At 39.6% G+C, this 25,599-nt stretch carries 26 protein-coding genes and 1 pseudogene; 22 read left to right on the top strand and 5 right to left on the bottom strand.

Annotated elements, in window-relative coordinates:
* The first annotated feature begins 71 nt into the window (after positions 1 to 71).
* The 3 genes from ACFYU8_RS18610 to ACFYU8_RS18600 all read left to right on the top strand — a co-directional run bounded on the left by ACFYU8_RS18610 (position 72) and on the right by ACFYU8_RS18600 (position 4,065).
* Entirely contained in the window at positions 72 to 938 is an 867-nt protein-coding gene (locus ACFYU8_RS18610; RefSeq protein WP_390301735.1) for a hypothetical protein, read from the top strand.
* Positions 939 to 1,135: 197 nt separating this feature from the next.
* Entirely contained in the window at positions 1,136 to 2,641 is a 1,506-nt protein-coding gene (locus ACFYU8_RS18605) for a DNA cytosine methyltransferase (RefSeq protein WP_390301738.1), read from the top strand.
* 41 nt (positions 2,642 to 2,682) lie between these two features.
* Positions 2,683 to 4,065, top strand: a complete 1,383-nt coding sequence (locus ACFYU8_RS18600; protein WP_390301741.1) for a 5'-3' exonuclease — start codon at positions 2,683 to 2,685, stop codon at positions 4,063 to 4,065.
* A gap of 25 nt (positions 4,066 to 4,090) precedes the next feature.
* On the opposite strand, the gene ACFYU8_RS18595 is transcribed toward ACFYU8_RS18600, so the two are convergent.
* Entirely contained in the window at positions 4,091 to 4,402 is a 312-nt protein-coding gene (locus ACFYU8_RS18595; protein ID WP_390301744.1) for a DUF2325 domain-containing protein, read from the bottom strand.
* Between the two features lie 328 nt (positions 4,403 to 4,730).
* On the opposite strand from ACFYU8_RS18595, the gene ACFYU8_RS18590 reads away from it, so the two are divergent.
* From ACFYU8_RS18590 to ACFYU8_RS18535, 12 genes are all read left to right on the top strand, one after another.
* Positions 4,731 to 5,630, top strand: coding sequence for an RNA-binding protein (locus tag ACFYU8_RS18590; protein ID WP_390301747.1), 900 nt, complete (start codon positions 4,731 to 4,733; stop codon positions 5,628 to 5,630).
* Positions 5,623 to 6,597, top strand: coding sequence for a hypothetical protein (locus tag ACFYU8_RS18585; protein WP_390301750.1), 975 nt, complete (start codon positions 5,623 to 5,625; stop codon positions 6,595 to 6,597). The genes ACFYU8_RS18590 and ACFYU8_RS18585 overlap by 8 nt, the downstream gene beginning before the upstream one ends.
* Before the next feature lie 126 nt (positions 6,598 to 6,723).
* Positions 6,724 to 6,903, top strand: a complete 180-nt coding sequence (locus tag ACFYU8_RS18580) for a helix-turn-helix domain-containing protein (protein ID WP_390301753.1) — start codon at positions 6,724 to 6,726, stop codon at positions 6,901 to 6,903.
* Complete coding sequence (locus ACFYU8_RS18575) at positions 6,890 to 8,641, top strand: hypothetical protein (RefSeq protein WP_390301756.1); 1,752 nt, start codon at positions 6,890 to 6,892, stop codon at positions 8,639 to 8,641. The genes ACFYU8_RS18580 and ACFYU8_RS18575 overlap by 14 nt, the downstream gene beginning before the upstream one ends.
* A 236-nt stretch (positions 8,642 to 8,877) precedes the next feature.
* On the top strand, positions 8,878 to 9,210 hold the full coding sequence (locus ACFYU8_RS18570; protein WP_390301759.1) for a hypothetical protein: 333 nt from the start codon (positions 8,878 to 8,880) through the stop codon (positions 9,208 to 9,210).
* A gap of 118 nt (positions 9,211 to 9,328) precedes the next feature.
* Positions 9,329 to 10,702 carry a CHC2 zinc finger domain-containing protein gene (locus ACFYU8_RS18565; RefSeq protein ID WP_390301762.1) on the top strand — a complete coding sequence of 458 codons (1,374 nt, stop codon included), beginning with the start codon at positions 9,329 to 9,331 and terminating at the stop codon, positions 10,700 to 10,702.
* A 685-nt stretch (positions 10,703 to 11,387) separates the two neighbouring features.
* Positions 11,388 to 11,621 (top strand): hypothetical protein, encoded by a 234-nt coding sequence (locus ACFYU8_RS18560; RefSeq protein ID WP_391365904.1) that lies wholly within the window; start codon positions 11,388 to 11,390, stop codon positions 11,619 to 11,621.
* Between the two features lie 21 nt (positions 11,622 to 11,642).
* Positions 11,643 to 11,858 carry a hypothetical protein gene (locus ACFYU8_RS18555; RefSeq protein ID WP_390301768.1) on the top strand — a complete coding sequence of 72 codons (216 nt, stop codon included), beginning with the start codon at positions 11,643 to 11,645 and terminating at the stop codon, positions 11,856 to 11,858.
* A gap of 147 nt (positions 11,859 to 12,005) precedes the next feature.
* The gene (locus tag ACFYU8_RS18550; RefSeq protein WP_390301771.1) at positions 12,006 to 12,206 is read left to right on the top strand and encodes a hypothetical protein; all 201 of its coding nucleotides are present in this window, start codon (positions 12,006 to 12,008) and stop codon (positions 12,204 to 12,206) included.
* Positions 12,207 to 12,248: 42 nt separating this feature from the next.
* Positions 12,249 to 12,449 (top strand): hypothetical protein, encoded by a 201-nt coding sequence (locus ACFYU8_RS18545; RefSeq protein WP_390301774.1) that lies wholly within the window; start codon positions 12,249 to 12,251, stop codon positions 12,447 to 12,449.
* Between the two features lie 333 nt (positions 12,450 to 12,782).
* The gene (locus ACFYU8_RS18540) at positions 12,783 to 13,025 is read left to right on the top strand and encodes a hypothetical protein (RefSeq protein WP_390301777.1); all 243 of its coding nucleotides are present in this window, start codon (positions 12,783 to 12,785) and stop codon (positions 13,023 to 13,025) included.
* Between the two features lie 141 nt (positions 13,026 to 13,166).
* Positions 13,167 to 13,724 carry a hypothetical protein gene (locus ACFYU8_RS18535; protein ID WP_390301780.1) on the top strand — a complete coding sequence of 186 codons (558 nt, stop codon included), beginning with the start codon at positions 13,167 to 13,169 and terminating at the stop codon, positions 13,722 to 13,724.
* Between the two features lie 363 nt (positions 13,725 to 14,087).
* On the opposite strand, the gene ACFYU8_RS18530 is transcribed toward ACFYU8_RS18535, so the two are convergent.
* The 4 genes and pseudogenes from ACFYU8_RS18530 to ACFYU8_RS18515 all read right to left on the bottom strand — a co-directional run bounded on the left by ACFYU8_RS18530 (position 14,088) and on the right by ACFYU8_RS18515 (position 18,948).
* Entirely contained in the window at positions 14,088 to 14,816 is a 729-nt protein-coding gene (locus ACFYU8_RS18530; RefSeq protein ID WP_390301783.1) for a hypothetical protein, read from the bottom strand.
* A 17-nt stretch (positions 14,817 to 14,833) separates the two neighbouring features.
* A pseudogene (locus tag ACFYU8_RS18525) lies at positions 14,834 to 17,781 on the bottom strand (Tn3 family transposase).
* A gap of 170 nt (positions 17,782 to 17,951) precedes the next feature.
* Positions 17,952 to 18,272, bottom strand: coding sequence for a hypothetical protein (locus tag ACFYU8_RS18520; protein WP_390301785.1), 321 nt, complete (start codon positions 18,270 to 18,272; stop codon positions 17,952 to 17,954).
* Between the two features lie 55 nt (positions 18,273 to 18,327).
* Entirely contained in the window at positions 18,328 to 18,948 is a 621-nt protein-coding gene (locus tag ACFYU8_RS18515) for a recombinase family protein (RefSeq protein WP_390301788.1), read from the bottom strand.
* A gap of 264 nt (positions 18,949 to 19,212) precedes the next feature.
* Here ACFYU8_RS18515 and ACFYU8_RS18510 point away from each other — a divergent pair, with 264 nt between their 5' ends.
* The 7 genes from ACFYU8_RS18510 to ACFYU8_RS18480 all read left to right on the top strand — a co-directional run bounded on the left by ACFYU8_RS18510 (position 19,213) and on the right by ACFYU8_RS18480 (position 25,554).
* A complete protein-coding gene (locus ACFYU8_RS18510) occupies positions 19,213 to 20,610 on the top strand; it encodes a helix-turn-helix domain-containing protein (protein WP_390301791.1) in 1,398 nt (465 codons plus the stop codon).
* A gap of 371 nt (positions 20,611 to 20,981) precedes the next feature.
* Entirely contained in the window at positions 20,982 to 21,131 is a 150-nt protein-coding gene (locus ACFYU8_RS18505; protein WP_390301795.1) for an aspartyl-phosphate phosphatase Spo0E family protein, read from the top strand.
* 70 nt (positions 21,132 to 21,201) lie between these two features.
* Positions 21,202 to 22,290, top strand: coding sequence for an HNH endonuclease signature motif containing protein (locus tag ACFYU8_RS18500; protein ID WP_390301798.1), 1,089 nt, complete (start codon positions 21,202 to 21,204; stop codon positions 22,288 to 22,290).
* A 61-nt stretch (positions 22,291 to 22,351) separates the two neighbouring features.
* A complete protein-coding gene (locus tag ACFYU8_RS18495; protein WP_390301801.1) occupies positions 22,352 to 22,852 on the top strand; it encodes an SMI1/KNR4 family protein in 501 nt (166 codons plus the stop codon).
* Between the two features lie 716 nt (positions 22,853 to 23,568).
* Entirely contained in the window at positions 23,569 to 23,841 is a 273-nt protein-coding gene (locus ACFYU8_RS18490) for a hypothetical protein (RefSeq protein ID WP_390301804.1), read from the top strand.
* Between the two features lie 69 nt (positions 23,842 to 23,910).
* The gene (locus ACFYU8_RS18485) at positions 23,911 to 24,156 is read left to right on the top strand and encodes a hypothetical protein (protein ID WP_390301807.1); all 246 of its coding nucleotides are present in this window, start codon (positions 23,911 to 23,913) and stop codon (positions 24,154 to 24,156) included.
* A 357-nt stretch (positions 24,157 to 24,513) separates the two neighbouring features.
* Positions 24,514 to 25,554: a DUF6094 domain-containing protein gene (locus ACFYU8_RS18480; protein WP_390301810.1), complete on the top strand. Its 1,041-nt coding sequence runs from the start codon at positions 24,514 to 24,516 to the stop codon at positions 25,552 to 25,554.
* Positions 25,555 to 25,599 lie beyond the last annotated feature (45 nt).

The following is a 25,599-nucleotide window of genomic DNA, read 5'->3' as shown; positions in this document are numbered from 1 at the left end:
TTCATCAGTCTCGGAGCAACGATTGGAATGGTAACAGGTCTCCTTGTTTCCCAAAAGGTAGGAGAGTTCTATTGAAGAAAATAGTATTGATCGTTATTGGGTGTCTTATTGTCGTAATTTATGGGTTTTTGTTTTTTTATCTCAGTTTCGTTGAACGTAAAAACGAAGGACCCAAGGAGGTTTATTCAAAGACTCCTGTAAAGCAATTAACAAATGAGGAAAAGGTTCGAAATGCAATCCATTCGTACTATGATGGGCTACTTAAAAAAGACTATCTTGCTGCTTCTGAGTGGTTAGCAGTGAACCAATTGGAGACAATTAAGACGAACCGAGCTGACTGGAGTAATCAGATGCAGATTGCCGATCAACAGAGCGGGATTGAGCGAAAGAGTTACAAGATAAAAGATATGAAACCGATGGAAGATAAATTGATCTTGGTAAATGTCATTCTTACATACGACAACCAAGGGGAAGAAAGAGCCAATGAAGATCAATTCTTAGTTATTGAAGAGAGCGGTGGATGGAGATTAGATTTCACCGGTATCCTGAAAGAAGAAACGCCGAAGGTTGATCCGATTAAGATAAATAACCAAATCTATATTAGTGGATTAACCTGGAAATACGGAATTCAATCAACAAAGCTATACTTTAACATTACTAACTTACGCCCTGATAAAGCATTACGCTTGGGGGTATTTGTACCAATAGAAGTAACCATTCATACCAGTGAAGGAGATAAGAAAGGGATTACCGATCAGATAATGATCCCACCGAAGAAGACAAGCTCCACATGGGTTGAGTTCGAAAATACGAATGCGGTCATTACATCAATACAAATCTCCCCAGTATATTGGACAGATATTGATGGTGTAGTTGTTGACAGTAAAAAATCATTTCCATTGTTAATTCCACTCAAACAGTCTGTACCAACTCAATGAACCGATGCTTGTTGGTCTACATTAATTAAGCTATAATCAACACATAATTGCTTTTGATTTTAATTGCCGCTTGTATAGCGAGTGAGCGCATTCTGGGATAGATAAAGTCCATTTGTGGGCATTGGAACCTTTAAAGGGTTTCTTATGCTAACAAATGGGCTTTTTTTTCTATCCTTTAATTGAAGGAGGATCAGAAATTGAAAAAGTACCGCTTACGCATGAGAAAACTAGGTGAAAGGAGCTCAAAATGGAAAAAAGTAATGGGGAAAGTATATCGTGTCTCCACTAAGCACGGCCGTGCAAGGATGTACTTCCATTCATTAATTTGTGAAGCAGCTGGTTTAAAACCTTCGGATACCTTATACATCTACGTAGACGAAGAGAAAGAAGAAATCATACTTCAAAATCATGTTGCTGATAGTGCAGATAAGACAATTACAGTCTCAAGGAAGAAATGTAGAACCTCTGGTGAACTACGGCCAATAGTGGACACTTCGGGAGACCTTTATACAGGTGTCCTTGCCATTCAACAGAAAATCCAAGTCTCAGTTTACAAGCAAGGTAACAAAAGCCGCATTATTGTGCGACCTTTAAGATTCAACTATTTAGAACAAGATGTAATAACCACTAAAGATGTACAATACGACCAAAGAATAAAACTATCAACGTATGGAGCTGGAGCTGGAATCTCCACGGCAGCCATGATTGACACCCAGTATTTTACTGCCGTACAGGAATTTGAAATTGAGGAAGATAGCGCATCAGTATTACATTTCAACTTTCCTAACTCATGCTTAGAAAATGCTGATATTCGGGATGTTAATGAGGTTCTTGAAACAGACGTCGCTTTAGTTACCCTCAAATGCAACGAACATTCTCACCTTGGACACCATCAAGGTGGCGTCTTTGATAATGTAGTCCTCCATGTTGCTCAATTAATAAAGTCCTCTGGCGCCAAATTAATCCTCATCGAAAATGTAGGTCAATTCTACAGTTCACGACATTACCAGTTGTTTACATCTATCCTTCAAGATCAATTCCCATATTGGAAAAAAGAAAGTATTGAGAGCTATGACTACGGAAGTATAGCTAGACGCAATCGAACGTATGCGTGTGGTTTCCGATGTAAAGAAGATTATATGAATTTTCAATTTCCAGCTGCTCCTGCCTCAATTAGAAGAAAAAAGTTACGGGACTATTTGGACCCAAAAGGTACCGTGTTCGAATGGAAATCATTAGATTCATGGAAAGAAAGCTTTTCATCAAAGGCTGAAAAGGGTAACGCTTGGAAAGATCGGAACGTTGACAAGACATTTGTTACACCAGAAGTAAGAGAGATATATTGCATCCCAAAGCGTTATCGATCGCAAAGTGCTTCAAACACCTACGTTCTGTCTGAATGTAAAACAAAATGGAGATTTCTAACGGTATCGGAGATAAGAAGGATTCTTGCAGTGCCCGAATGGTTTCAGTTCCCACCGTCGATCCCAAATTATAGAAAGAATGAAATGCTCGGGCAAAGTGTTGATTGCAATATTATCCGAGCGATCGGAAACGAACTCGCAACTGTTTTCTATAAAGCTATAAACAGGGTAACACGTACAGTGAAGGAGTCTGTTCCAGGGTTAATTCAGGATACTATTCGAAGTTATGAGGACATTCTAGAGTTTGCACCAAATGGTCAATTACGACTTACATTCTAAAAATGTTGGTAGTTATTTAAAAGGAGAAGGAAGTGTAATGAATGGTTGACAAGGTTTATAGAGCAAAGATATCAGTTATGCCTGCTGCTAATAATTTGGTTTGTACTCTTCAAAGCATTATTAATCAAATGAAAACAGATGGGGACAGCTTTAAGAGATGTGAAATTGATAATGATGACTGGTTCAGCTTTGTTCTGTCCGATGAAGAGAGTGTAGAAACGGTTGCTGTTCCTCCTCTCGTAGTCAATGAAAAATCTCTGCAAGTAACGTTCTCTCCGAGGATGCCAGGTAAGGAAGTAAAAGCAAAAATAGCTGAGTTAATACGTACACTTCAAAGATTCAAATCTTCAGATTGGAAGACAGCCAATATTAATACAATGGTAATTCAAAACAATGAAATTAATGTTGAATTTGAGCATCCGCAAGTGAGTAAAGAAAAGATAAACACGCCGGCAAAAGTTGGTGGCTCTAATGAACATAAACCAACACCAGATTCAAAAAATGGCAGCCAGGACAACGAGAAAGAACGTCTTCTCTTGATTGATGGTAGCAATTTGTTATCGAGATCATATTATGGAACCGCTTATGGACAAGATGAATCAGCATTAATGAAAACTTCCACTGGTATCTTCACAAATGCGGTGAAAGCGTTCATTGAAAAGTTATTTGCACTTGTAAAAACCTACAAACCTAGCCATGTGGGTATATGCTGGGATGTAAAAAGGGATGAGACGTTTCGCCGGCTGCTCAACCCTGAGTACAAAGCGACACGCACACCTACACCAGATGCCCTTGTTCAGCAATTTGATACTGTCAAAGATCTATTAAAGGAGATGGGAGTTGCTTGCTGGATGACACCTTTGTTTGAGGCAGATGATCTCTTGGGGACACTGGCGAAAAGGTGGAGTAAGGAGAGAAATGCGCAATGTCTGATTTATTCGCATGATCGGGATTTGTTTCAGGTAATTGATTCGAACATATCACAGATTTTGACTAAGAGTGGAGAAGAGATAGTCTACGGCCTTCAGGATTTTCAGGAAGACCATTATAATATTTCACCTGAGCAGTTTATAGATGTAAAAGCCATCTTAGGCGATAAGGGGGATAATATTATAGGAATTCCTGGAGTTGGGGAAAAGGCTGCGTTACCACTTATTGTCCACTATGGATCCCTAGAAGGAATATATGATCATTTAGTTGAACTTGATCCCAAATTTAAACGATACCAAAAGAAACTTGAAGCCGGTAAAGAGAGTGGCATGCTAAGTAAACATCTGGCAACGATCGTGACTGAAGTTCCGGACATGTACCAAGTTGAATATGATCAAATGTTATGGCACATTGATAAACAAGGTTTCGAAACAGGTCTTGAAAGATTAGAACTCAAAAGTATCTTAAGAAGAGTAGATAGTCTAGTCGGTTGAAAACCGGCTAGGCTTTTTTTATTATTCAAGCCGATAAGAGTTCAAGCCCAGCATTTATTGTACTTGTTGCGCCTCTTGATGGATGGAACAAGATAGGGATGTTTAATTTTGCTGCAAGTTCTTTTGCACCATCTTTAGCTGGATGTGAAACGGCATCTGTTAAAACGATGATACAATCAGCCCTTTTTACAACTCGTTCAATTTCAGAAATTGGATTCCGGTAGCGTGCCCCTTTCCCGTCATAGAAGGTAATGTTTACTCCTTTTTTGTTCGCAATTTGTTGGAATGTGCTCGATTGGGTGCCGCCAATAATAGCAATCGTTTTTTTCTTTGACATTATATTTTCCTCCAAGCAATATGAGTTTGATCACGTTTTGTGCTTTGATGGAGAAATAATAACATGCGAAAAAACCAGGAACAACTTTTGTAACAGGGTACATGTTAATCTTTTCAAAAATGTCGTTGCCATTTAAGGCGACAGTGTTCTATACTAGAATTATAGTTAAAAATATTAACTTCACAATGATGAGTGCCGAATGGAAAAACCAGAAGCACACAAGTGTATTAATACACTTGTGTGCTTTTTTGCGTTCTATACACTCTGGATTTCCATTTTCACCAAGTTGTGTGTCTTTCATTAACCAAAAGGAGGAAGATTCAATATTATGAGTACAAACGACATCTTTTGGACTGGAGATCCATTTCACAGAATTGAAAACGCAATGAAAAGAGGTGAAATTCTTACCGGTCTTGTTTTTAAAGTTGAGAATAAGAATAAGGATGGCGCAGTTGACGGTGAAGAAAGGCAACGTGAGTATGTCACGATGGACCTTGGCGGGGTAGAGGGCTATTGCTCGGATGAAGAGTTCGCGGCACATAGTTTTTCAACACTACGTGGTTTTATTGGGCACACAGTATCTGTAATTGTAGATAGGATACATACAGATCCGGTTACTGGTAAAAAGTTCGCTATTGTATCGAGAAAGCGGGCAGAAGCAAAACAAGCAGTTGATCTCTTAAAGAATTTGAAAGAAAAGGATATCGTAAACGGTACGATCTCAGGTTTCAATGAGGAAAAAGAAACGTTACACATCAATCTAGGTGGAATTGACGCTTTTTGTTACTTAGGTGATTGGGACTATGTTCGTACACCTACCGTCCGAGATGCTGGAGTTATTGGAGAGCCAGTAACAGTTATGGTTACAAAAATTTTACCGAGTGAAGATCCAGATGGAACACCCATCATTCGTGTTTCCAGAAAAGAAGCAAGCAAGGATCCATGGGATAATATTGCTGAACAATTTTCACCTGGTTCTAATGTTCTTGGCAAGGTAACAAATATTACGAAAGAACACGGTATTTTTGTAAGTATTACACGAGGGGTTACGTTACTCGCAACCTTACCTAATCGCTCCAGATTGGACCAACCGGTAGTTGGCATACCTGTACGCGGAATTATCCAATGGATTGATGAAGAGAAACGCAGAGGAAAAATGGTAATCACAAATTACCCACACGGAGCGCCGAATAGAAGTGCTAGCCCAGGAGCTTATCTCTTTGACTAATCATGTTATTCCAACGGGTGTTCCTCAGATCACAATGTTTTATGATCGATCGGGGAATATCCCGTTTTGGGATGATCCTAGCGTATATGGCGGTATCGATCGGCCGGACAACTACCAACCCCGACTTGACATGATGACAACTGTAGCTGATTTTTATCACAAACGATTTTTAGAGGAAGATGTCTTGATTTTATCCCTCATACGAGATTCGGTTGTTTTAAATGAAAATCAGTTACGTAGGCTGTTACATGGAAAGGTGTCTTCTAATCGACTCTCAAATCGTATTCGTTATATGTCCATTTATGGATATACGGATCGATGGAAATTAAAGAGTCGTGAAGAAGGTGTTACATCACCCCCATCCCCTTGGAGCGTGGGACTTGGGGGATATCTGTATTTAAAGCATAGTTTTCCCGATTTTGTAATGAGTCCCGAAAAATTGATTAATCAGGGTGTAAAAGCGGTTCAGCGTTATGTAGCAATAAATGAAATCCGTACTCAACTTTATGAGTATCAGGCATTAAAAGGGTGGAAATGGCACAGCGTTGTTGGAAATAATCCGAAGTTAGGGAAACCTTTTGCAGTCGGGGCAATGGCAGGACCGCGGGGCGAGATACTCTTATTGTTTAATCGATTGCAACAAGGCCAAGCGTACATGGATCATTTAATGGATAGGCTGAGGAATTGGAATACAGTATTCATGCATAATAATCAGTCACTTCCTGTTATGGATTTCCCTAAGAAACCAGTTGTGGTTGCCATATCGGTATCTTCCATTTCTATGGCTCAGTCATTAGTAGAAAAGATTCCAGTGGAGGAATTCAAAATCCCAATCTGGTTTATCGTTGACGAGTATTTGGAGAAGGAGAAATTACCGAATGCAGTGTTTTCCCTGAATCCAGATGGATTGAAGAAGGTTCCCCTCTCGTGGTTAAAGTCTCGTCTTACAACGGAAAATGACGAATAGGATCAGCCTCATGCCTACTCAATGAGGGAGGGTATGGGGCTGATTTAAATATAATTTTGGGGGTGAGGAACAATTTGTACCGATCGTATTCAGTTAACGCCTGAAAATGATGCTGAATGGCTCGTATTGGCTCGTAGAAAACTAGGACTTACCCAAGCTGAACTAGCGAACGAAGTCGAGTATTCAGCTGTTACTATTTCCAAAATTGAACATGGTCATAGTCCCATGTCTATTAAAATAAAAACCCGGGTGGAGGGGTTGTTAAGGAAAAAACAAAGCCAGGAGGAGTTCCATGAATGTTCCTGAAGCACTTCCATTTAATGCTGCGATATGCATAAAAAGAGATAAACATCGTAGTTACTTTTTAGGAATGTATGGGGAAGACTATTGTAGCATCCAAATAGAAGAGGATGACCCTCATATCTTTATGGATAAAATCAGGCGCTCTACAGAACCTATTCATTTTGTCTACCTTGGTGAATGTGCTTATCATCGTCTAGGTAGCCGTGAAGAGTATACTGAAGCGTTAAGAGAATGCGTAGAACTTATCCAAGAAAAATTTGATTATCCACTGATTCATTTACATATCCTCAAAGAAAATTTAAGCGCCTATGATGACTTACTCCAGTTAGGAAATGTATATAACACACTGTTCTCAGAAAAAAGAATACCGTCAAGCACGCTTATAGAAGAGAGAATTATCAACCACTTTAAATGTAGAATAGATGAATTAAAGGAAATTCGACGCATAAAAAAGAAAAGTTCAAAATCGATCCAGATGAACTTAAATGACTATCAAAAGACGAATGAAGGGGAGGTTGTTATTGCCGATACTGGCGGTACGGAAACCTCCCTTCCTATAGATTTTGTATTCGAACATATGTCCTTACCGATTCAGGAAAATGAAGGAGGGGCCCTTTCTAAAATTGTAGATGCTGAACATGAACAACACCCTACATCCGTTGAAACGGTATTGGATGAGCCGGTACCCGAGAGAGTACAAGGGGGGAGAAAGAAAAAGCAAACCAAGAAAAAAACAGAAGAGGCTGATGGTACACCTACGATTACACAAGAGATTGAAGTAGCCGATGATATTTCATTTGGCTTGAAAGAACAAGCTAAAGCGTTGGTTCAAAGTGCTTTAATGACACAAGGTAGGTATTTTAAAATCAAACAATCTTTACGATCGGGAATCCAAGAAAAAAGCATAGCTGTGGTTAACCTACTTCCACGTTCTGGCTCATCTTTTGTGGTAAACAACTTCGCTATTGCTTTAGGCCAATCGCAAGTAGCGGTAGGCGTTCTCGAGGCACAACAGCCTACTCCTCAACTGTTTCTTAGATTGGGTGGTTTAAATGGTGCGCCTTCAAACTGGGAGAGCTGGTATGAGAACGTCAAAAGGAATAAGATGACACATAGATATGGCGAAGAAGATTACTCAGTCTCTTTTATTCAATCGAACCTCGAATGGTATAAACACCAAGTATATTGGATTCCTTATTGGGCTTATACCCATATGCAAAATCCCAAGGGAATGGGCTTTTTAGATTCCCTTGCGATCTACTACACTGCCGATAAACTACCTGTTTTGCTCATTGACTTATCCTATGATTTTGACGCTGGATTTCAACGTCTCTTATTAGAAGAGGTTGATGAAGTATGGGTGGTAGTGGAACCTGATGCTAATCTATTAAGATATCAGGAGAAAAGGATCAAGCAGCTCTTAGGTTTTGTTCATACGAAAAATGTATACTATATCGTCAATAAGAAGTTTGAGTTTAGTGATCTCGCTGCAACGTTAACATTTCTGGAACAACTAGATCATCGGATGAATCCAGAGCCTCTCACGAGTATTCCGTATTCCGTTGAGTTCGCACGAGCAGAAGCCGAGAATTCTTTTGCTTACCTCTACGATGAGGGTAAGAACATACTCTATACAGCCTTTGCGCCGCTATTTAAAAGGGTTATCTCAGACTCATATTATGAAGATTTTATAGAGGTGAATAAGCCTAGGGAACAAAGAAAGAAAGGAATCTTTAGGTAGCGAAAAAATACCCACTATTATCCAATAGACTTTTCTTCTATAATGAAAGCATGTACTCTTTTCTTTTTTGTTTGTAAGTGCCACTTTGCATATTTTATGCAGGTGAGCGAATGTCAGGATAGAACAAAGTCCATTTGCTGGGCATGAGGATTAACCGATCGGTTTCCTGTGTCTGCAAATGGACTTTTTTTCTGTCCTCTTTATTATTTCATCACTAACTAATAGGAGGAATGGAAATGAGACTTTTGCAATTGTTATCAGGATTTGTATATGCTGCAGGTATGATAACGGAGATGTATCTTAATTGGGCTAATTCTCCTATCAAAATCAAAGCGGTACTTACATGGTTCTATGTATTTGGTACGTCAGTATATTTCATAATGCAAACAAGTGTACTTGGATGGACTCAGCTATCCAGGAATGAACTTCAAGACCAAACTCTAATTGCGAGTCTATGGTTTATATTAGCTTTTGTTGCTATTGGACGCGTAATTAATGGATCTATTGCAAACTATGAGGAGGCTAAACGAAAGCTTGAGGAACGTGAAAATAAAAAGGGGTGGGTTTAATACTCATCCTTTTTTATTAGAGACAAATAGAAAGAAATGCACTTGAGAGAGGCCGTAAAATCCAATCTCTATATGATTTCTCTCATAGGCATTCATTATGAAAGGAGCCATAATTAATATGAGTAAACAATACGAATTATCAGCAGAAGATGTTAAGAATTCAGTAGATATTTCGGACATAATCTCCCAATATGTAACATTGGGTAAACAAGGGAGAAACTTTGTTGGATTATGCCCATTTCATAGCGAGAGGACCCCAAGTTTTTCTGTTAATGTAGAAAAACAATTCTGCCATTGCTTTGGTTGCGGTAAAGGCGGAGACGTCTATTCATTTTTAATGGAGATAAATGGATGGAGCTTTGCGGAAGCAATTCAGTATCTAAAAGAAATATTAGGTGGAGTTATCGAACCTGTATCGAATAAAATTGAAGTTAAGAAATCTCAAAAACTACCAGCAGCAGTACTAGATCAAATCTCACGCCAATTACAAAGAATCTGGGTTCTCTCGTCGGAACATAAACAATATTTACAATCACCAACGCGGGGGATGAGCGACTTTGAGCTCCAGGTACGTGGATATCGTTCTTATCCGGAGAAACCATGGGTGGGACTCTCAAAACTAATGAGAGACGATCTTGAAGGATATCCTGGTGCTTATCTCCATCGTTGGCAAAATGGGAATATGGCCAAAGAATATTGGACACTTACCTCTTTTCCAAGTGGAGGCATTCTAATTCCAATTCATAACCAGTACAATTACATTATTGGTTGGCAAATTCGACTAGATAAAGTACCCAATGTTAGTAGTTACAAAACAGAATTCAAAAATCGATTCAGAGCTCAATTAACTCATAAGGAAAAAGAGCTCCTGGTTACTTGGGATGGTGAAGTGATTGCACGCTTTCCTGAGTCACAGTTCTTACAAGTGGATGGAGAACTGGATCCTTCAGCAAAGAAAATTATTACAGTAAGTAAAGGTAATAAAAAAATCGAGTTAGGAGAAGTTGGACTAAAAAAAGGCCAAAAATACTTTTGGTTATCAAGTGATCAAAAGGCGAGAGGGACCGCGGCAGGTAACCCGCTTCCAGTGCATGTATCAGTACCTTGTTGTCTACGGCAGCAAATGACACCTGGCCAACTAATTAAGGCGAAGAAATGCTGGTTAACTGAAGGTCCAATAAAGGCAGATAAAGGATCAGAAATTTTAAATGAGGTCTTTGTGGGAATACCAGGTTTAAGTGCTTGGAGGCAAATGTTGCAGGTCTTATCTGACATGGGAGTTGAACACGTAGTATTGGCATTTGATATGGATATTGCAAGAAAAGAAGAGCTACGCGAACAAATTAAACTCTTTAAAGAAGAGCTCTTTAAAGCAGAACATATCAAGAGATGCGACATCGCTCTTTGGTCTGAAACGTTACACGGTAAAGGAATAGATGATATTTTATTAAATCAATATTTCCCAGAAGTGAAGAATATTTTTACTAAATGATCGTTTTTTTATTGACATTAGAGTAGGTAAATTTACATTGGAGTTATTAAATTTCCAATAGAGTTGGTTAATCAAATAGTAATGAGAGAGCGGTTCTGAAGCTGCTCTCTTAGGATCATCATGTTCAGTTTACCAACTCTAATGTAATCATTAAAAAGATATCCCTTCCCTGAGATATATCCTATTTAGCAGCTCTAATGTAAATTGAAAAAATTAAATATCTCCGGAAAACATTGGTGTAATAAGGTTTTTCATTTACCAACTCTAATGTTAACGGACACGTTTCTAGTATAAAGCTTATAGGTAAGGGGGAGTTGATAGGATCAACTCCCCCAAGTGCCCGCTGTATCCAATGCATGCATGCTTATGTTATGAAATAGATATACGTCTCTTCATAAGGACAATTAGGATTGAGTTCTATTACGCCTTCAGACCTGGCTGGATACATTTTGATGTTTCTTAATAAGATCGATATCTTAAATACTAATCTCAAAGAAACGTTAAGACTAGTTGTTAACTTCATTTGGCAGTCTTGGCTCATATCTAAAGTCATTAGAACCTGCCTCTTGGCAGGTTTTGGTTTGATTCTATATAAAAAGATATTAGTCTCTTATTGATCAATCCCATTATAGCGACTATTATATAATAGTCGCTATAATGGATGAATAAGGAATAACATGGTGAGGTGAACGAATTGCAGGAGAGAAAAGTCATCAAGATTGGAACTAGCTTGGGGGTCTCAATTACCGAACAATTGAAACTAATTGGTGCAGAGTATGGAGATATGCTTTCAGTTGAAGTAACTGAGAACAAGGAAATTGTTATCAAGAAGCAAAACAAGATCGAGCTGCCAGATGATCCAAAGCTGCTGGCGGAGATTCAAAAGATGATTGAGCAGCATAACAGTAAAACAGAATAGGGTCGAAAGGGTGTGTTCTTTATGACGAAGAATGAATTGTTGGAGCAAGGTTATAAATCAATCGGTATTTATGACAATATTGAATTTCTATGTAAGCAATCAGATGAATATCCAGACAAGATTGTGTATCGAACTGTTGGATTAAACGGATTTGAATTACAGCGAGGTAATAGGATACATATAGATATTGAAGATATCGAGCGCTTTGTGAAAATGAAACAAGTCCTTGGACTTTAAATCAAAGTCTATCAAGAATTCTTATAAGGCACGACCGAGCTTTAGAGCTTCTGACCGATGGAAAGCATGATGTGGCTTACAACGTGCTACGAGGGTATCAGGAGGATTGATTTATCACACTGTGTAGCGAAGTTAGGAGGATGGGGTATGACACAAATAAGTAAGCAGGAACCAAAAAACTGGATCAATATTATCAAGCGTCAGTCGTTTCCAGTAGTTACATTCGAGGTACTTAAAAAGTTGCACCAGATCGCAGAAGTCGAGGACGAGTATCCAAAACATGACTACTTGGTTGCATCACGAGAATGCGATAGTGAAATCATGAGACAGATAGTAGGTCGAATTTAATTCAATAGTTAATTAGTCAAGTTGGTCAAATGGAGGGTAATAATGAATCATTGTAAACATGGAAAAACGGAATTTGTCTATTGTGCTGATTGTCACGTTGAACGACTACAAACGGAGAATAAGGAGTTACGTGAAGCGTTATCGGATATCCAGAAAGCATATGAAGGTGAAGGGACAGATATTCAAGTTGCACGAAAAATGGTTGGGATTGCTAAACACGCTATGGAGGTCTTAACTCAATAGTTATTTTGAATATAGATACGCGGATTTGCGAATTGAACACACTTGGATACAAAATGTTCATTTAGGAAAGAGGGGAAAGTAATAATGGATTATCGATTAGTCAAAACCAAATCTGGTATCATTCATGTACTTTCGCAAGATAACTCAGGAAAGGCAATATGTGGTACAAGACATAACCAAGTTCAAAAACATCCTGGTAGCATATCTGATATCACGTGCAGCAAGTGTCTGAAAAAGCTCAATTTAACTTAGTGTGAATATGTAGTTGATTTGGACGGGGAGTCGTGGAACGGCTCGTCCAGAGATACTCAATGCTTAGGGAGGAAAATAAGTATGGCAGATTTGTATGACCTTACTTTTTTTGAAGCAGTTGAGAAGTGTCTAAACGGTCAAGGTTTCGTTCGCGGATCTGATTTTAAACCAGGGTTATATGTTGAAAACCGTAATGGAGTTTTGGTCTTGATCGACGGAACTAACTACTCAATTGTTGACAATATGTTTATTTCAAAGGGAGTAATTTCTCAGAAATATAAATTGTTTAACGTAGCAAATAAAAAAGAACTTGAACTGGAATAGATTGCCGATATTTTACTCAATAGTTATTTTGAATCTAGATGCGAGGATTAAACAAAAGGAAAAAAGAATGTAAGCACTACAATAATAGTTAGAGTGTTACTAGATACGTGTTGATCAAATTAATAAAGGGAGAATGAAAACATGCCAAGAACGTTATCAGAAGTAGAAGAATTAAAAAGACTGTGGAAAGACGACCCCTGCTGGGATTTACATAAAACAGAAGGCTTTGAAGACCATGTTGAAGAACTCAAAGCCTTTCAAGAGCAATGCGAGAAGGTGTGGCGTGAAAAAGTTGCACAAGAACAAAAAGAACGTGATGAGGCAGCGATTAAGTTGGGTGTGCGCGATTTGTATCACACGAGGGAAGTCGATGTGAAAGTAGCTGCAAAGTTTGGGTGGCAATATGGATCATCTCATCAAGAACTTCCGCATTTCTCTTCAACTGGAGATGGCATGCTATTACTAATTGAAAAAGCAAGGAAACAGGATATCGATCTTTGGTTTAAGCATACAAGTTTAGGGGCGTTTAAAGGAGTATCTGGCATCGTCTCAGAAGGTAGGGGATATGAAGAAACTTTTGAGACTTCTGAAATGAGCAGCCTACCTTTGGCAGTATCTTTAGCTTTTTTACTTGCGCATGGAGTAGACATTAAGCAGTTAAGGATATTATCTAAAGAATCAACGGATGTTTGGGTATAGTGTCATTTAGCTGGGCTGCCTTAAGGCAGTCCTTTTATTTTTGAGGGCATGGGATGTATGGCAAGCTTTTGAGCTTCGCATTAAACAAAAGTAAAATAAATTGTATGAGTGTTGTCATATATTCAGTCAGCATTTAAAACAACATCATTGATAACAACATCATTGATAACAACATCATTGATAACAACATCATTGATAACATGTGAATGTCACGTTCTATATGAAAAATTAAGTGTATAGACCATACGTAAATTGCTTAAAGGGGTACCGCCAGCAAAACGCAGATTTACAACGTTAAGGAGTTCTGGATACAAAAACAGCCGGTTTTCACCACGCTAAGGGTGTAACCGGCAAATCTAATCTCTAGGATTCCATGCAATCTCTACAGCAATCCCTAGCGATTGCATGATACTTAACACTGCAACGATCACACAATTTCAGCCCTTTTTTGTCCCACAAGAACGCGCACTTTTTACAAAAAGTAACTGTATCGATGCAAGACATATATCTTTCAAATTCTTCAATCGATTTTAGAATAGCATATGTTCGAATCTCTTCACCATGCTGGTCCCAAACCATTTCTCTAATCTTCTGTTGGCCAATTTTATTGATGATATCTTCTACTGTACTACCGCCACGTAAATAATCTTCTTTAGACAAGGGCTCATCAAATTCTTGATAGCACTTGTAACAAGCGAATTTAGGGGCTTTCGTCTTTCTTTCTCGAATATTTATGGATTGGCAATTTGGACACACATTTCGTTTTTCCATATTCTCATAGAGATAAAGTTCTACCTCATTCTTAATCACTTCGTATTCCATGCCTTTTTCAATTTCTCTGTTATATATTTCTTGATACTTTTCCTTAACAAAAAATTGATAAGGTTTTGATCCTCTCGTATGTTGCAAAACAAATGGCTCTTGCTTTGTTTTGCATTGTTCGCAATGATCCTTAATGCGTTCTTGTCTAATTTCTTGCCATTCTTTTGTGTTCCAAGGCTTGTTTTTACCTTTGTACACTAACTCCGCAGCTACTTCATATGTCATTTGGCCAGTAAGTAATGCATTCTTTATCATTTCTAATTGCTGCATTTGTTCAACTCCTAAATTTATCCCTGATTCAATGGTCGTAATGAATCTAAAGTGGTAACTCCTTTCGGGTCAAAACGATACTCACCAAGGAAGTTGATATGCTCCCATCCCAATGGTGACATATGCTTTAATAAATCCTCTCGTAACGCTCCTTTACTCCTGAGTAGATCGGTAGCTTTGCCTAGATATACCGTATTCCAAACGCTAATGGCATTAATCAGGATATTTAATGCACTAGCACGCTGCAGCTGATCCTGCAAAGCACGTTCTCTCAGCTCTCCATGCTTCCCGAAGAAAATGGCGCGTGCCAGGGCGTTCATTGCTTCTCCTTTGTTTAATCCGCGTTGGATACGGCGGCGCATCGATTCGCTTGAGATGTAGTCCAGGATAAAAATGGTCTTTTCAATTCGTCCCATCTCTCGAAGTGCTTTGGCAACCTTATTCTGGCGAGCGTAGGAGCCAAGCTTACCCATAATGAGCGCACCGGACACTTTACCCTCCCGAATAGAATGCGCCAGGCGCAAAACATCATCGTAATTTTCTCGTATGACCTTCATATCAATTTGGCCACGGAGAAGATTCTCCAGTTTCGAGAAGTCACTCGGTTTTCCGATCGCATAAAGTTTTGCGTCAGACAAATCTCGAAGACGTGGGGCAAATCGGAAGCCAAGCAAATGAGTCAATCCAAAGACCTGATCCGTATAACCTGCGGTATCCGTATAATGCTCCTCAATTGATAAGTCCGACTCATGATGCAAGAGCCCATCGATAACGTGCACCGCATCCCGAGCGTTTGTATTGATAACTTTCGTATAGAACGATGAAAATTGATCGCTGACGAATCGATAAATAGTAGCTCCTCTGCCTGATCCGTAATGTGGGTTAGGATCGGCACTAAGAGATGAAACACCTACTTGCACGCGCATACCATCGGATGAAGATGTGCTCCCATCCCCCCAATAGGACGCTAAAGAACGACGATGATGAAAGTTCACAAGTGTTGCTTGCGCTCTGTTCATTGCATCATCGTACATTCGCCATTGAGCAGCATTGGCCATTTGATGATAAGAAATGCCAGGCGTTGCATCAGCCATTTTGGTTAAGCCGATATTGGTACCCATTGCCATGAGTGATGCGAGAACAATCGGTTTTTCTTCGGCTTTAGGATGACGATTAGTCGAAGCATGGATAAACTGCTCGTCAAACCCCGTCCAACTTGCCACTTCTAATAGTAGGTCGGTCAGCTTAACTCGTGGCAGCATGCCATAGAGAGTAGAGCTATATTGTTTTGCTTCTTCTGGAACATCTTTTTCAAGCCGATGAACATGTAATCTGCCTTTTTCTACGTTTACTCCTTCAAGCGCATCGATGTTGTCACTAATCCACTGCAATCGACGTAATAGAGACGTAGTTCTTTCCTCAAGATAGCTTCAACACTAAGACTCACGGCTAATCTGGTACCGATTGACTGAGTAGATTTCCAATCGTTTTGTGACACTAGGTACTCATCGAAATCTTTGTGTTGTCTGCTCCCGACAATGGAAACATCTCCGGATCTCACATAGTTTCGTAATTCCGTAAGAGCTGCCATCTCATAGTAATGCCGATTAATGGTCCCATCCTCATCAAAAACATGCTTTTGCCATCGGTTCGATACGAAATCTAATGGGGCACCTTCAGGTACTTTTCGTTTACCTGTTTCGTTCATCTCTCGAATGGCATCGAGTGCTTTTATCAACGGTTCAGCTGACTTCGTTGAACGAAACTCCAATGCGTTAAGTAGGGTAGGCGTGTATTTTCGAAGATAATTAAACCGACTTTCTAAAAGATCTAAATAGTCATAATCAAGTGGCCGCGATAGTTTCTTGGCTTCTTCCACAGATTCAATGAACTTTTCCCACGGCATGACCGTTTCTAGCATAACAAAAGGATCAATGCCCTCATCTCGCGCTTTGATAAGAGCAACTCCTAAGTCAGCATAATGAATCACCTTTTCATTCACAGCTTTACCATTTTGTTTTTGGAGCTCCTCTTGTTGTTTCCGTCCTTTTGATTGCAAGGTTAGAATTTGCTTATCGTGGATCTCAAATGCTTGGTCAACTAAATCTTGGCTAAGATCCAAAAGGTACGCCACCAATACAGTGTATCGTTTTGCTTCATGGAATCGTCGAAATGATTGTGGTTCGTATCGAGCACCCAAGCGTGAGAGCTGTCTTAGCCGATTGGGATGGATCGCTCTAGTATCAATATTTAGTTGCAAGTTCCGTATATATTCTAACCGTTCAATAACCTTCAAAAAGGCTTCCGGAGAGAATTGTCCTGTGGTTTCTTTAAGCCAACCAAGTGTTGTTTTTCCGGTACCAATCACAGGTTCGATTAGCTTGTCTAGTTTCTGTTTTTGGGAAGAAGTTAGAGCTGTGTGGATCTGACGATAAATCCGTTCTTCCGCACGATGCCGAGCTTCCCATACGACCCTCTCAATCGTCGTAATGGCCGGTAGGATGATTTTTGAGCGACGCAGCTCATCTAATGCTGCGCGAATTAAATGAACAGCGTTCCCATTTTCCAACGCTAGCTTAAATAAGAACTTCAACAACCGGCGGTAATCGATCGTTGTAAACGTAGTAAAGCCAAATTCCTCACGAATTTCTTTCAGATGGTCCCATAGCGTGTTTTCCCTTCGGGCATACAAGGAAAAAACTCCTGGCTCAGTATCCAGCTGTTTAGCTAGATAGTCAAGCAAGAAATCGGGGATCTCCTTTATATCAGTTATGCTCCATCCAGGATAACGGAGTAGTGCTAGTTGGACAGCAAAGCCTAACCGGTTATAATCTCGCCGGTGACGATTAATTATTTCTAAATCATGTTGCGAGAAAGTGTAGTATGTAGCAAGCTCCCACTCACCAGTGGGAGGACTCATCCATTCCAATCGTTGATCTAACGTAAGCAGCTCTTTTCCGCGCAAGTGCTATCCGTCACCTTTCTTACAATAGTTCTATATAATTTTTTAACTATGCTTTATCCAGGGTACTACCAACATTTTAACGAAAATATACGCTAATGACTTTTCAACAGTCAATAAGCTGGGCTTTCCTTCCTCTAAGGAATCCGGCCTTTCGATTATGAAATGAGATACTATTCAGGAATCTCTATCGTTGTATTATCTAATGCTTTTTCTAGTTTCTTTTTTAACTCGATACGATGCATGAGATGATTTCTTAGTAATTCTTTTAGGGACATGGGAGGATTTTTATCTGGATCATTTTCAATGTCAAATTCATTTAGAGCAATTTTAAACCAGTTGATTTCTTGATTCAGTACTTCAATTTTCTCTAATACCTGACGTACTGACATTTGCGGCATCGCACCATCCCGTTCTCTTAGTACCTTCTCGTTTTCCCACGATACACCTTTACTACTGTCTTTAAGCTCATCCCAAAATTTACTGTCTGACATGATATAGCACTCCTTAATTAGCAGTAGGGAGAAACCTCACAACCCTATTGTACTTTCAATCGAATGACTTCTTTATCTGATTCTCATATTCCTTTACACGTCGATAAAAGGTATTTGGCTTTAGCTCAAGACGCTTCATGCCTTCCGTCGCCGTGATTAATCCAGACTTCCATTCACCATATATCCGAATGAAATCCGCATTGATCTCCTGCTTGCGTCGACCGAACCTTACACCATTATTTTTTGCAATTTCAATTCCTTCAGCTTGCCGTTGTTTATTTTTTTTACGTTCTTGCTCAGCCACGTAAGAAAGCAGGCTTAAAAATTGATCCTCCATCAACTTTCCAAGATCGCCCATGCTACGAAATTTCCGGCTATCAAACAACGTCTCATTTTCCAGTACCACAATATCTGCGTTTAATTCACGAGTAATATACTTCCATTCTCTAATGATACCATCATAATCCCGACCTAACCGATCCAGCGCATCAAGGTAGAGTAGGTCTCCTTCGCGAATGATTAAACGCATGGCCTGATACTGTGGACGGTTGAAATCCTTACCACTTTGTTTGTCAATGAAGATATAACGTTCTTCGATTCCGAGTTCAAACATTTTCTTAAGCTGCCGTTCCGTATTTTGATCTTTAGCCGAAACGCGAACGTACCCAACTTTCAAAAATAGCAGCTCCTTCCTATAATCTATGTCAAAAAGTATATCAATAAAATGAAATGTTTCGATATTAAAAAATATACTTTTTGACATGTAGAATAGAGCCTGTTTTCCGTTATGTCATAAAGCATGCTTTTTGACAGTATCGCATCGGGCACGGATGGTAATTTCGTGCACAGAAATGAAAACGCTAGCATATAAACTGGACTAAATGTAAAATAAAGTAAAATGCTGTTTCTCTTTGTATTTTTTCGTGAAAGGAGTGCTTTTATGGAGTTACAGGCGGTACAAAGGTCAATACGATCAGAAATCGTGCATCACCTGAAGGACATGGGCTATACGCTGAGCAAGTTAGGTGACTTGGCTGGCATTAGACCTGGGCATATGAGCGAAATTTTGAATGGCAACCCATCACGAGCGCTTACCATAGGGCAGCTAGATGCTATCGGTAAGGTTTTGGGTTATGAGGCAGGCTGGTTGTATGAGTTGTATGCGGAAGAAGAGTGTTTTAGTGAGGGGAAAGTATCAAAATGGCGCGTAGTTCCATTTCTAGTAAGGTGCGCCGAGATTGGGCGACACCATTGTATTGAGATGACCGTATCCAGGTTATTAGACAATCCCAAAAACGTATCTATTCTCTTCTCTATTGCTGAACAACTATTTCAGAGCGGCAGAAGACAAGAATCCGTTGTATTTTATCAGTACGTCATTGATACCGAAAAAAATAGCCATGAAGAGCGCTTTTTACTATCTCAGTATCGATTATTTCAAGCGTTACAAGGTACAAATACTGAAGAACATTGGGCGGCCGTCATTCGATTTGAACCCTACAGAAAGCGATTAGCGGAGAATTACCAATTGGATGCATTACTAAAACTGGCGAATGTATGCTTCTTAGTACAGAAGTGGAAAGAAGTTGAAAAATACGCTGATGAGTTGCGTATTCTCGCTACGGCAGTTTATGAAGATAAACGAAAAAGCAGTAAAGACCATGAACCTCTTCAAACAGAACGACACCTAGTGGTTTACTATGGACAAGGATTTCTTGCTAAGGGTGTCGCGCTACAAATGCAAGGATTGTACGAAGAAGCGAAAGAGTGCGTGAAAGGATATGCTGATCTAGGATGGTTTGAATTTTTAGATGAAATTGGCAAAGAAGAAGTCGAAAAGTTTCGATACTGGGCAACGGCTAATATGTATACTTACGATATACTACTAGGAAACACCGACATATTACCTACGTATCTTGATTTTCTGGCCAAACATCCCAACGAAATACATGCTGGATTATTGACTATCATGGAAGCAGCTTGTAAGTACAACATTTCTGTAGACCATATACTAGAGCAATATTCTGAGGAGATTAATCGTTTCAATAACTATCATGATCCTGTCAATATAGGCAGACATTATCATTTTCGTTATTGTAAAGCGCTATATGAGTATAAAAGAGGGTCGATTTCAGTTGGTTTAGAGGAAACTTTACGTTGCCTTGATTTGTCTGATAAAATGAATCATCATGGAAATTTCAAACGATCCACTGAACTGTTTTGGGAAAACCGTCAATACGCCTCAGAACAGCAAAAAATAGCGTATCATAACATTTTAAAGGGAGGATCACATCATGAAAATAAAGGCGTTTTTGCTGTCACTAGTGGTAACATTTAGCTTCTTTAGCGTTACCGTACAAGATCAAGTCATACCGGCCACAGAGAAGCCAAGAGTGACTACTCTCACACATGGAATGGGCGGTTAAACAAGTACATATCAAGTCTGCAACTAGCACCCATACGGGTGTTTTTTTTTACCCCATTTTTCTCAGTCGGGCATTTGTCGGGTAATAAGTTATAGTTATATTTGTAAGTAATTACAAAAAAAGGGAGGTGATAACCATAGGAGCTATTGCATATAAAAAGGGCGTCCCACCCATTTGCAAGGTTAACGGAACGCCCACAGTAGGAGCTGTAACGGCTCCTATAAGTAAATGTACCACGCTACCAAAAGATCGGGAAGGAGGAACTTATCACGATGTAGATCATTTGAAAAACATTGTGGAACAATTACGCGAGCAACTGGTGCAATTGTATTTAGAAAAGAATGATTTGTTGAATGATGAAGTTGTGGAATTAAGTCAGCAATTGGATCAGTACATCCTGGTCATTCAATCAAAAATGATGGAAAAAGAATGAATTAATTTCTAAAGAATTAGATCAGAAGCGTAAAGATGTAGAAACATGAAAAAAGGAGTAGAGAAGCCCTATGAAGAAATTCAAAAGAGTATTAGTGCCTTTTGTCGTGTTCTCATTGTTAGTTGCTCCTGTGTCAGTCTTGACGCCAGCATCTGCTGAAAGTACAGAGAAAATCGCCGAGACAGAAGAAGTCGTTGATTTCGAAAACCTTCCCATACAATTGGCGGAGGGGGTAACACTAGAGGAATTGGCAGAGGCCATGGATGAACCTCGCATACTCGAAAGCAAAAACGTAACTATTATGGAGAGTAGCGCAACGGATGAAATCATCGGAGAGCGTCAAATGGTGTATAGCCCCAATGCAGCCCCAGTTGAAAAAGAAGATGACTCTAAATTTGACTTCGGTGCCTTCTCTTACCAGAGTGCCGACAAGGCTGCCGAGGTTGCTGAATCTGACACTGATGAGGTTGGAGCTATTGAGCCAAGGAGTTTGCGTCCTAGCGTTGATGGAGTGTTTTTTAATCACAAGATGACGTCCGACTGGGCTGGTGGCGACATATACTCGGTGGTTACTGTAAGCGCCGTGGTAGGCAGAGTAGCCTCTGTGGAAGCCACCCACACTATCATCCGTTCGGTATCAGAGGACGGGAAATATAAAGTAGAAAGAAATGAAAGTATGAATTTTAAGCCTCCATACGCGAACCTATCTACTCATAGGGCACGCGCTAATGCGGAGACTTACTGGTGGTCAGGAAAATTAGAAGGAACTGTTAGATACCTGGGAGGAGGCTCCTCACCTATCGCCCATTTGAAGGAGGTAGAAAAGATCCTGACTAACAATAAAGGCGAAATTTACCCTGATTACGTCGATCCGCAGTCAAACATTAAGTTAATTAAACCGGACGCTGACATGGTGCCTCAGAAGAGGGAGCGAGCGGTGGATAGAGAGGCCTACAAGAAACGTTACGAGGGCTACTTCGGCCCCCCTCAATATTTCAGTTGGAACGAAGTTGCGATCCATCACATGATTCCGCTAGAATACTATGGATCAAACGATTTCGACAACCTAATTCCTCTTCTTAAAGACGGTTACAAAAACGATTACATCCTGATACATGAGGAAGTGACTGACTGGTGGAGAAGTTACCGGAAAAATTAAAAAAATGGACAGCCGTCATATATGGCTGTCCATCCTGTTATCGAAAGGACGTGATTACTGCGTGAGTAATTTTGACCATATTTTAGACAAGATTAAGGGAAGACGAGTTGAGAAAGATGGGAACTTGCATATTATAAATGAAAAAAATGAGTTCATTTTTTACAAAGCAAACGATCCAAATACCAGTATAGAGGCGCATTTGAGATCGTTTGATCTCCCTGAAGACTATGTAGAATTTTTACATGAATTCGATAGTGCCGTCTTATTTCAAGGGTTGGGTTATGGCGGTGGTTGCAGTATATTGAGCCCCCAACGTGTCATTTCGCATTGGAAAGGCTATAGTATCGATCATCCGCACTACCCCATTGCTTGGAGTGATTACTCAAACGGATGCATATGCGTAGATCAAGACAGAATCGACAGCGGAAACGGCTACCTCACATGGATTGAATCAATGGACCCCGATAACCCGATTGACATTGATCTGACATTTACAGAATGGCTGGATAAGCTCATCGAACACGAAGGGAAAGAATTCTGGATTCCACCCTTTGGGCAGTAATAGGCGCGAGAAATCGCGTCTTTTTTTATGCTAAGAAGTTACAATCTACAAACGGGGTTTAGGACCCCTATAAAGGTGCTGCCGCCATTTGGGAATATATAAGATTTCCAATAAATTACATACTATAACCCATTTTTACACGTATCTCGGCTGTACCCCTATGACCGATCAATTAAATCGGGATGAACGAAAAATTTGTAGTTTGTAAGTTAGTACGTATTCAAAACAGCCAGTTACACCCCTTAGCGTGGTGAAAATCGGCTGTTTTTGTGTCAGGAACTCCTTAGCGTTGTAAATCTGCGTTTTGCTGGCGGTACCCCTTAAAGAAGGTTAGCGCTGAAGGAAGGCGAAATGTAGGTCCTTCTTAATAAAGCATATACCCATTATTATGAAGAAAATATTTACATATAAGTTTATAACGTGCTATTCTAATGATAGATATATTGTATTGTAAGCGTCCCACACAAAATGGTGAATGGGGCAGCGGTTATCTGGTAAATGAGAACTCTCTGTGAGTTGTACGAACATATTTTCAGGGTTCGTATGCGCAAAGAGTTTTTTTGCGTTCTTATTGTATGATTCCAAATTCAAAAGACGACCATTTTCTAATTTATTTTAGAAGTGGTTGTCTTTTTTTATATAGATAAAAAGCGCAGTTGTTGGGAAGGAGAGATAAATTTCATCTATCAAAAAATTAATAAGGAGAAGGATTGCATATGGAAAAAACGATGAACTCAAACGACAGCTATGAAAATGAGAGTGAACTAGCAAAGGAAATTCGAAGATCGATTAATAGATTAGGGAAACGCTTTTTACCTTTTTATTGGCGATGGTGCGTAGTAGCGATTTTAATAGGAAGCATATACACATTTTTTGAAAATATTAAAGAACCTGTTACGATTAATAACAAGAAGCTGTTCTCTATACAACAGCCTGATCGTGAATCGTTAGCAAGTGGCGAAAATAAATGGTTAGAGGGTGATATGTAGAATTATTCTATCTTCTTCCTGAACCACTTGCTCATGGTAACAAGATTGGAAGAAGAGGAGTGATGATGCATGAAAAGATATATACTTCCAGTATTGCTGATTTTGTTTATATACAATTCGGATTTGATCCGCAAAATAGGTGCCATTACTGGGGCTACTGGCTTCATGAATGCGTTTGGATGGTTAAAAGGTGATGAGTTTGACCCGATCAGGGTAACAGTGTTCATTGTCTTATTACCTGTAGTCCTAGTCATTCCATATATTGGGGTAGAAATATTGCGGATCATATTTATGAAATACAGACCCAGACGGTGATTAACCGTAGAATCCTTCTTGCGTTAAGCAAGAGGGATTCTTTTTCTTTCCGGATCTAATATAATTCGGTATAATTAAAAAAGATTACTCTGTCTTTGTCTGCAGCCATGATTTATTTGGTTAGCGATTGATTGGAAGCAAAGTCCATCTGTTGGACGTATGAAGGCCTTTTTTGGGATTCGTATGTCTAGCTGGTGGACTTTTTTTGTTTTCAAGAAAGACATACTCTATTAATCAATAAGGGGGATACTATTGCAAATGCGATGTTAATTTGGAGTTAAAAGTATAAGAAAACAATACGAAGCCAGGAAGAGAGAGAGGATTTAATCCTTCTCTTTTTTTATTGGGGAGGACAAAATGGCAAGATTAGCTTCGCAAGCAAAAGGTGGATTCTATGCTACACCTACTGAGATGATCGAATTGGTATCTCGACGATTGGTTGTACATCCAGGGAAACATGTAAATATTTTGGATACATGTTGCGGTGAAGGGGATGCCTTACTGCAATTAAAAACAAATCTTTTAGGGAAAGGTGCGACTGTAAGCACTTATGGAAATGAATTAGAACATGGCCGGTATGAAAAGGCGAGAACCAAACTCGATGTTGTTATCCAGGGTGGTTATGAAGGAGTTCGTTCCAGTCCTTATCAGACACTTTGTTGGTTGAATCCTCCTTACGATAATGGGGGGATTGAAAGGATGGAGCTAACTGCCTTTAGAATCCACACGTATCGCAATGAACAGCAAATGCTTCAAAAGGGAGCTGTCGTTTGCTTTTGCATCCCTCAAGAAATATTAGCTGATGTTGCAAGTGCTGTCTCAAGAAAATTAGATGCAGTACGCGTATACAGATTTACTGACGAGTTCTACCCTGTATTCCGTCAAGTCGTCGTCTTTGGTTATTTTCAAGAACCGCTAGGTAAAGACGCAGCCGAGACGGAGCAGCATTTAAAAGAGGTGGCAAAGCAAGGACCATCTTTCGTAACACCGCTTGACTATAATGACGGTATTGAATATATAGTTCCGGCTGCCCAAGGAGAAGTGTCGTATTTTAGAGGTGAAGCATTACGAACTGATGAGCTCTGGAAAGACTTGCAGGGTTCCACTGTTTTTGGAGATGTAGTAACAATGATGTTTCCTCCTTCACTGCAAAACGCAAATAGACTAAAGAGGCCTCCGCTTCCGTTGAAAATAGCTCACATGGGATTGGCTATTACAGCCAATACAGTAGACGGAAATATGGGTGATTTTTGGTTATCTGGATACACCGTTAATGATCCGGAGACTCAGTATATCGAAAACGATGAGGGGATAACCGTCCGAGAAGAGATTGTGCATCGACCTGTACCGGTTGCACGTATCTTCTCACCGAAATTTGGCATTGTAGAGTTGAAGTGATGTAAAGAGAACAAAGTAAGGGAGGTAGCCCTTAAGGGAAACAAG

This window comes from Brevibacillus sp. NPDC003359 (assembly GCF_042878995.1).
GTDB lineage: Bacteria > Bacillota > Bacilli > Brevibacillales > Brevibacillaceae > Brevibacillus.
The sequence above is the reverse complement of the archived record's forward strand: the minus strand, read 5'-3'. Positions and strand labels throughout refer to the sequence as shown.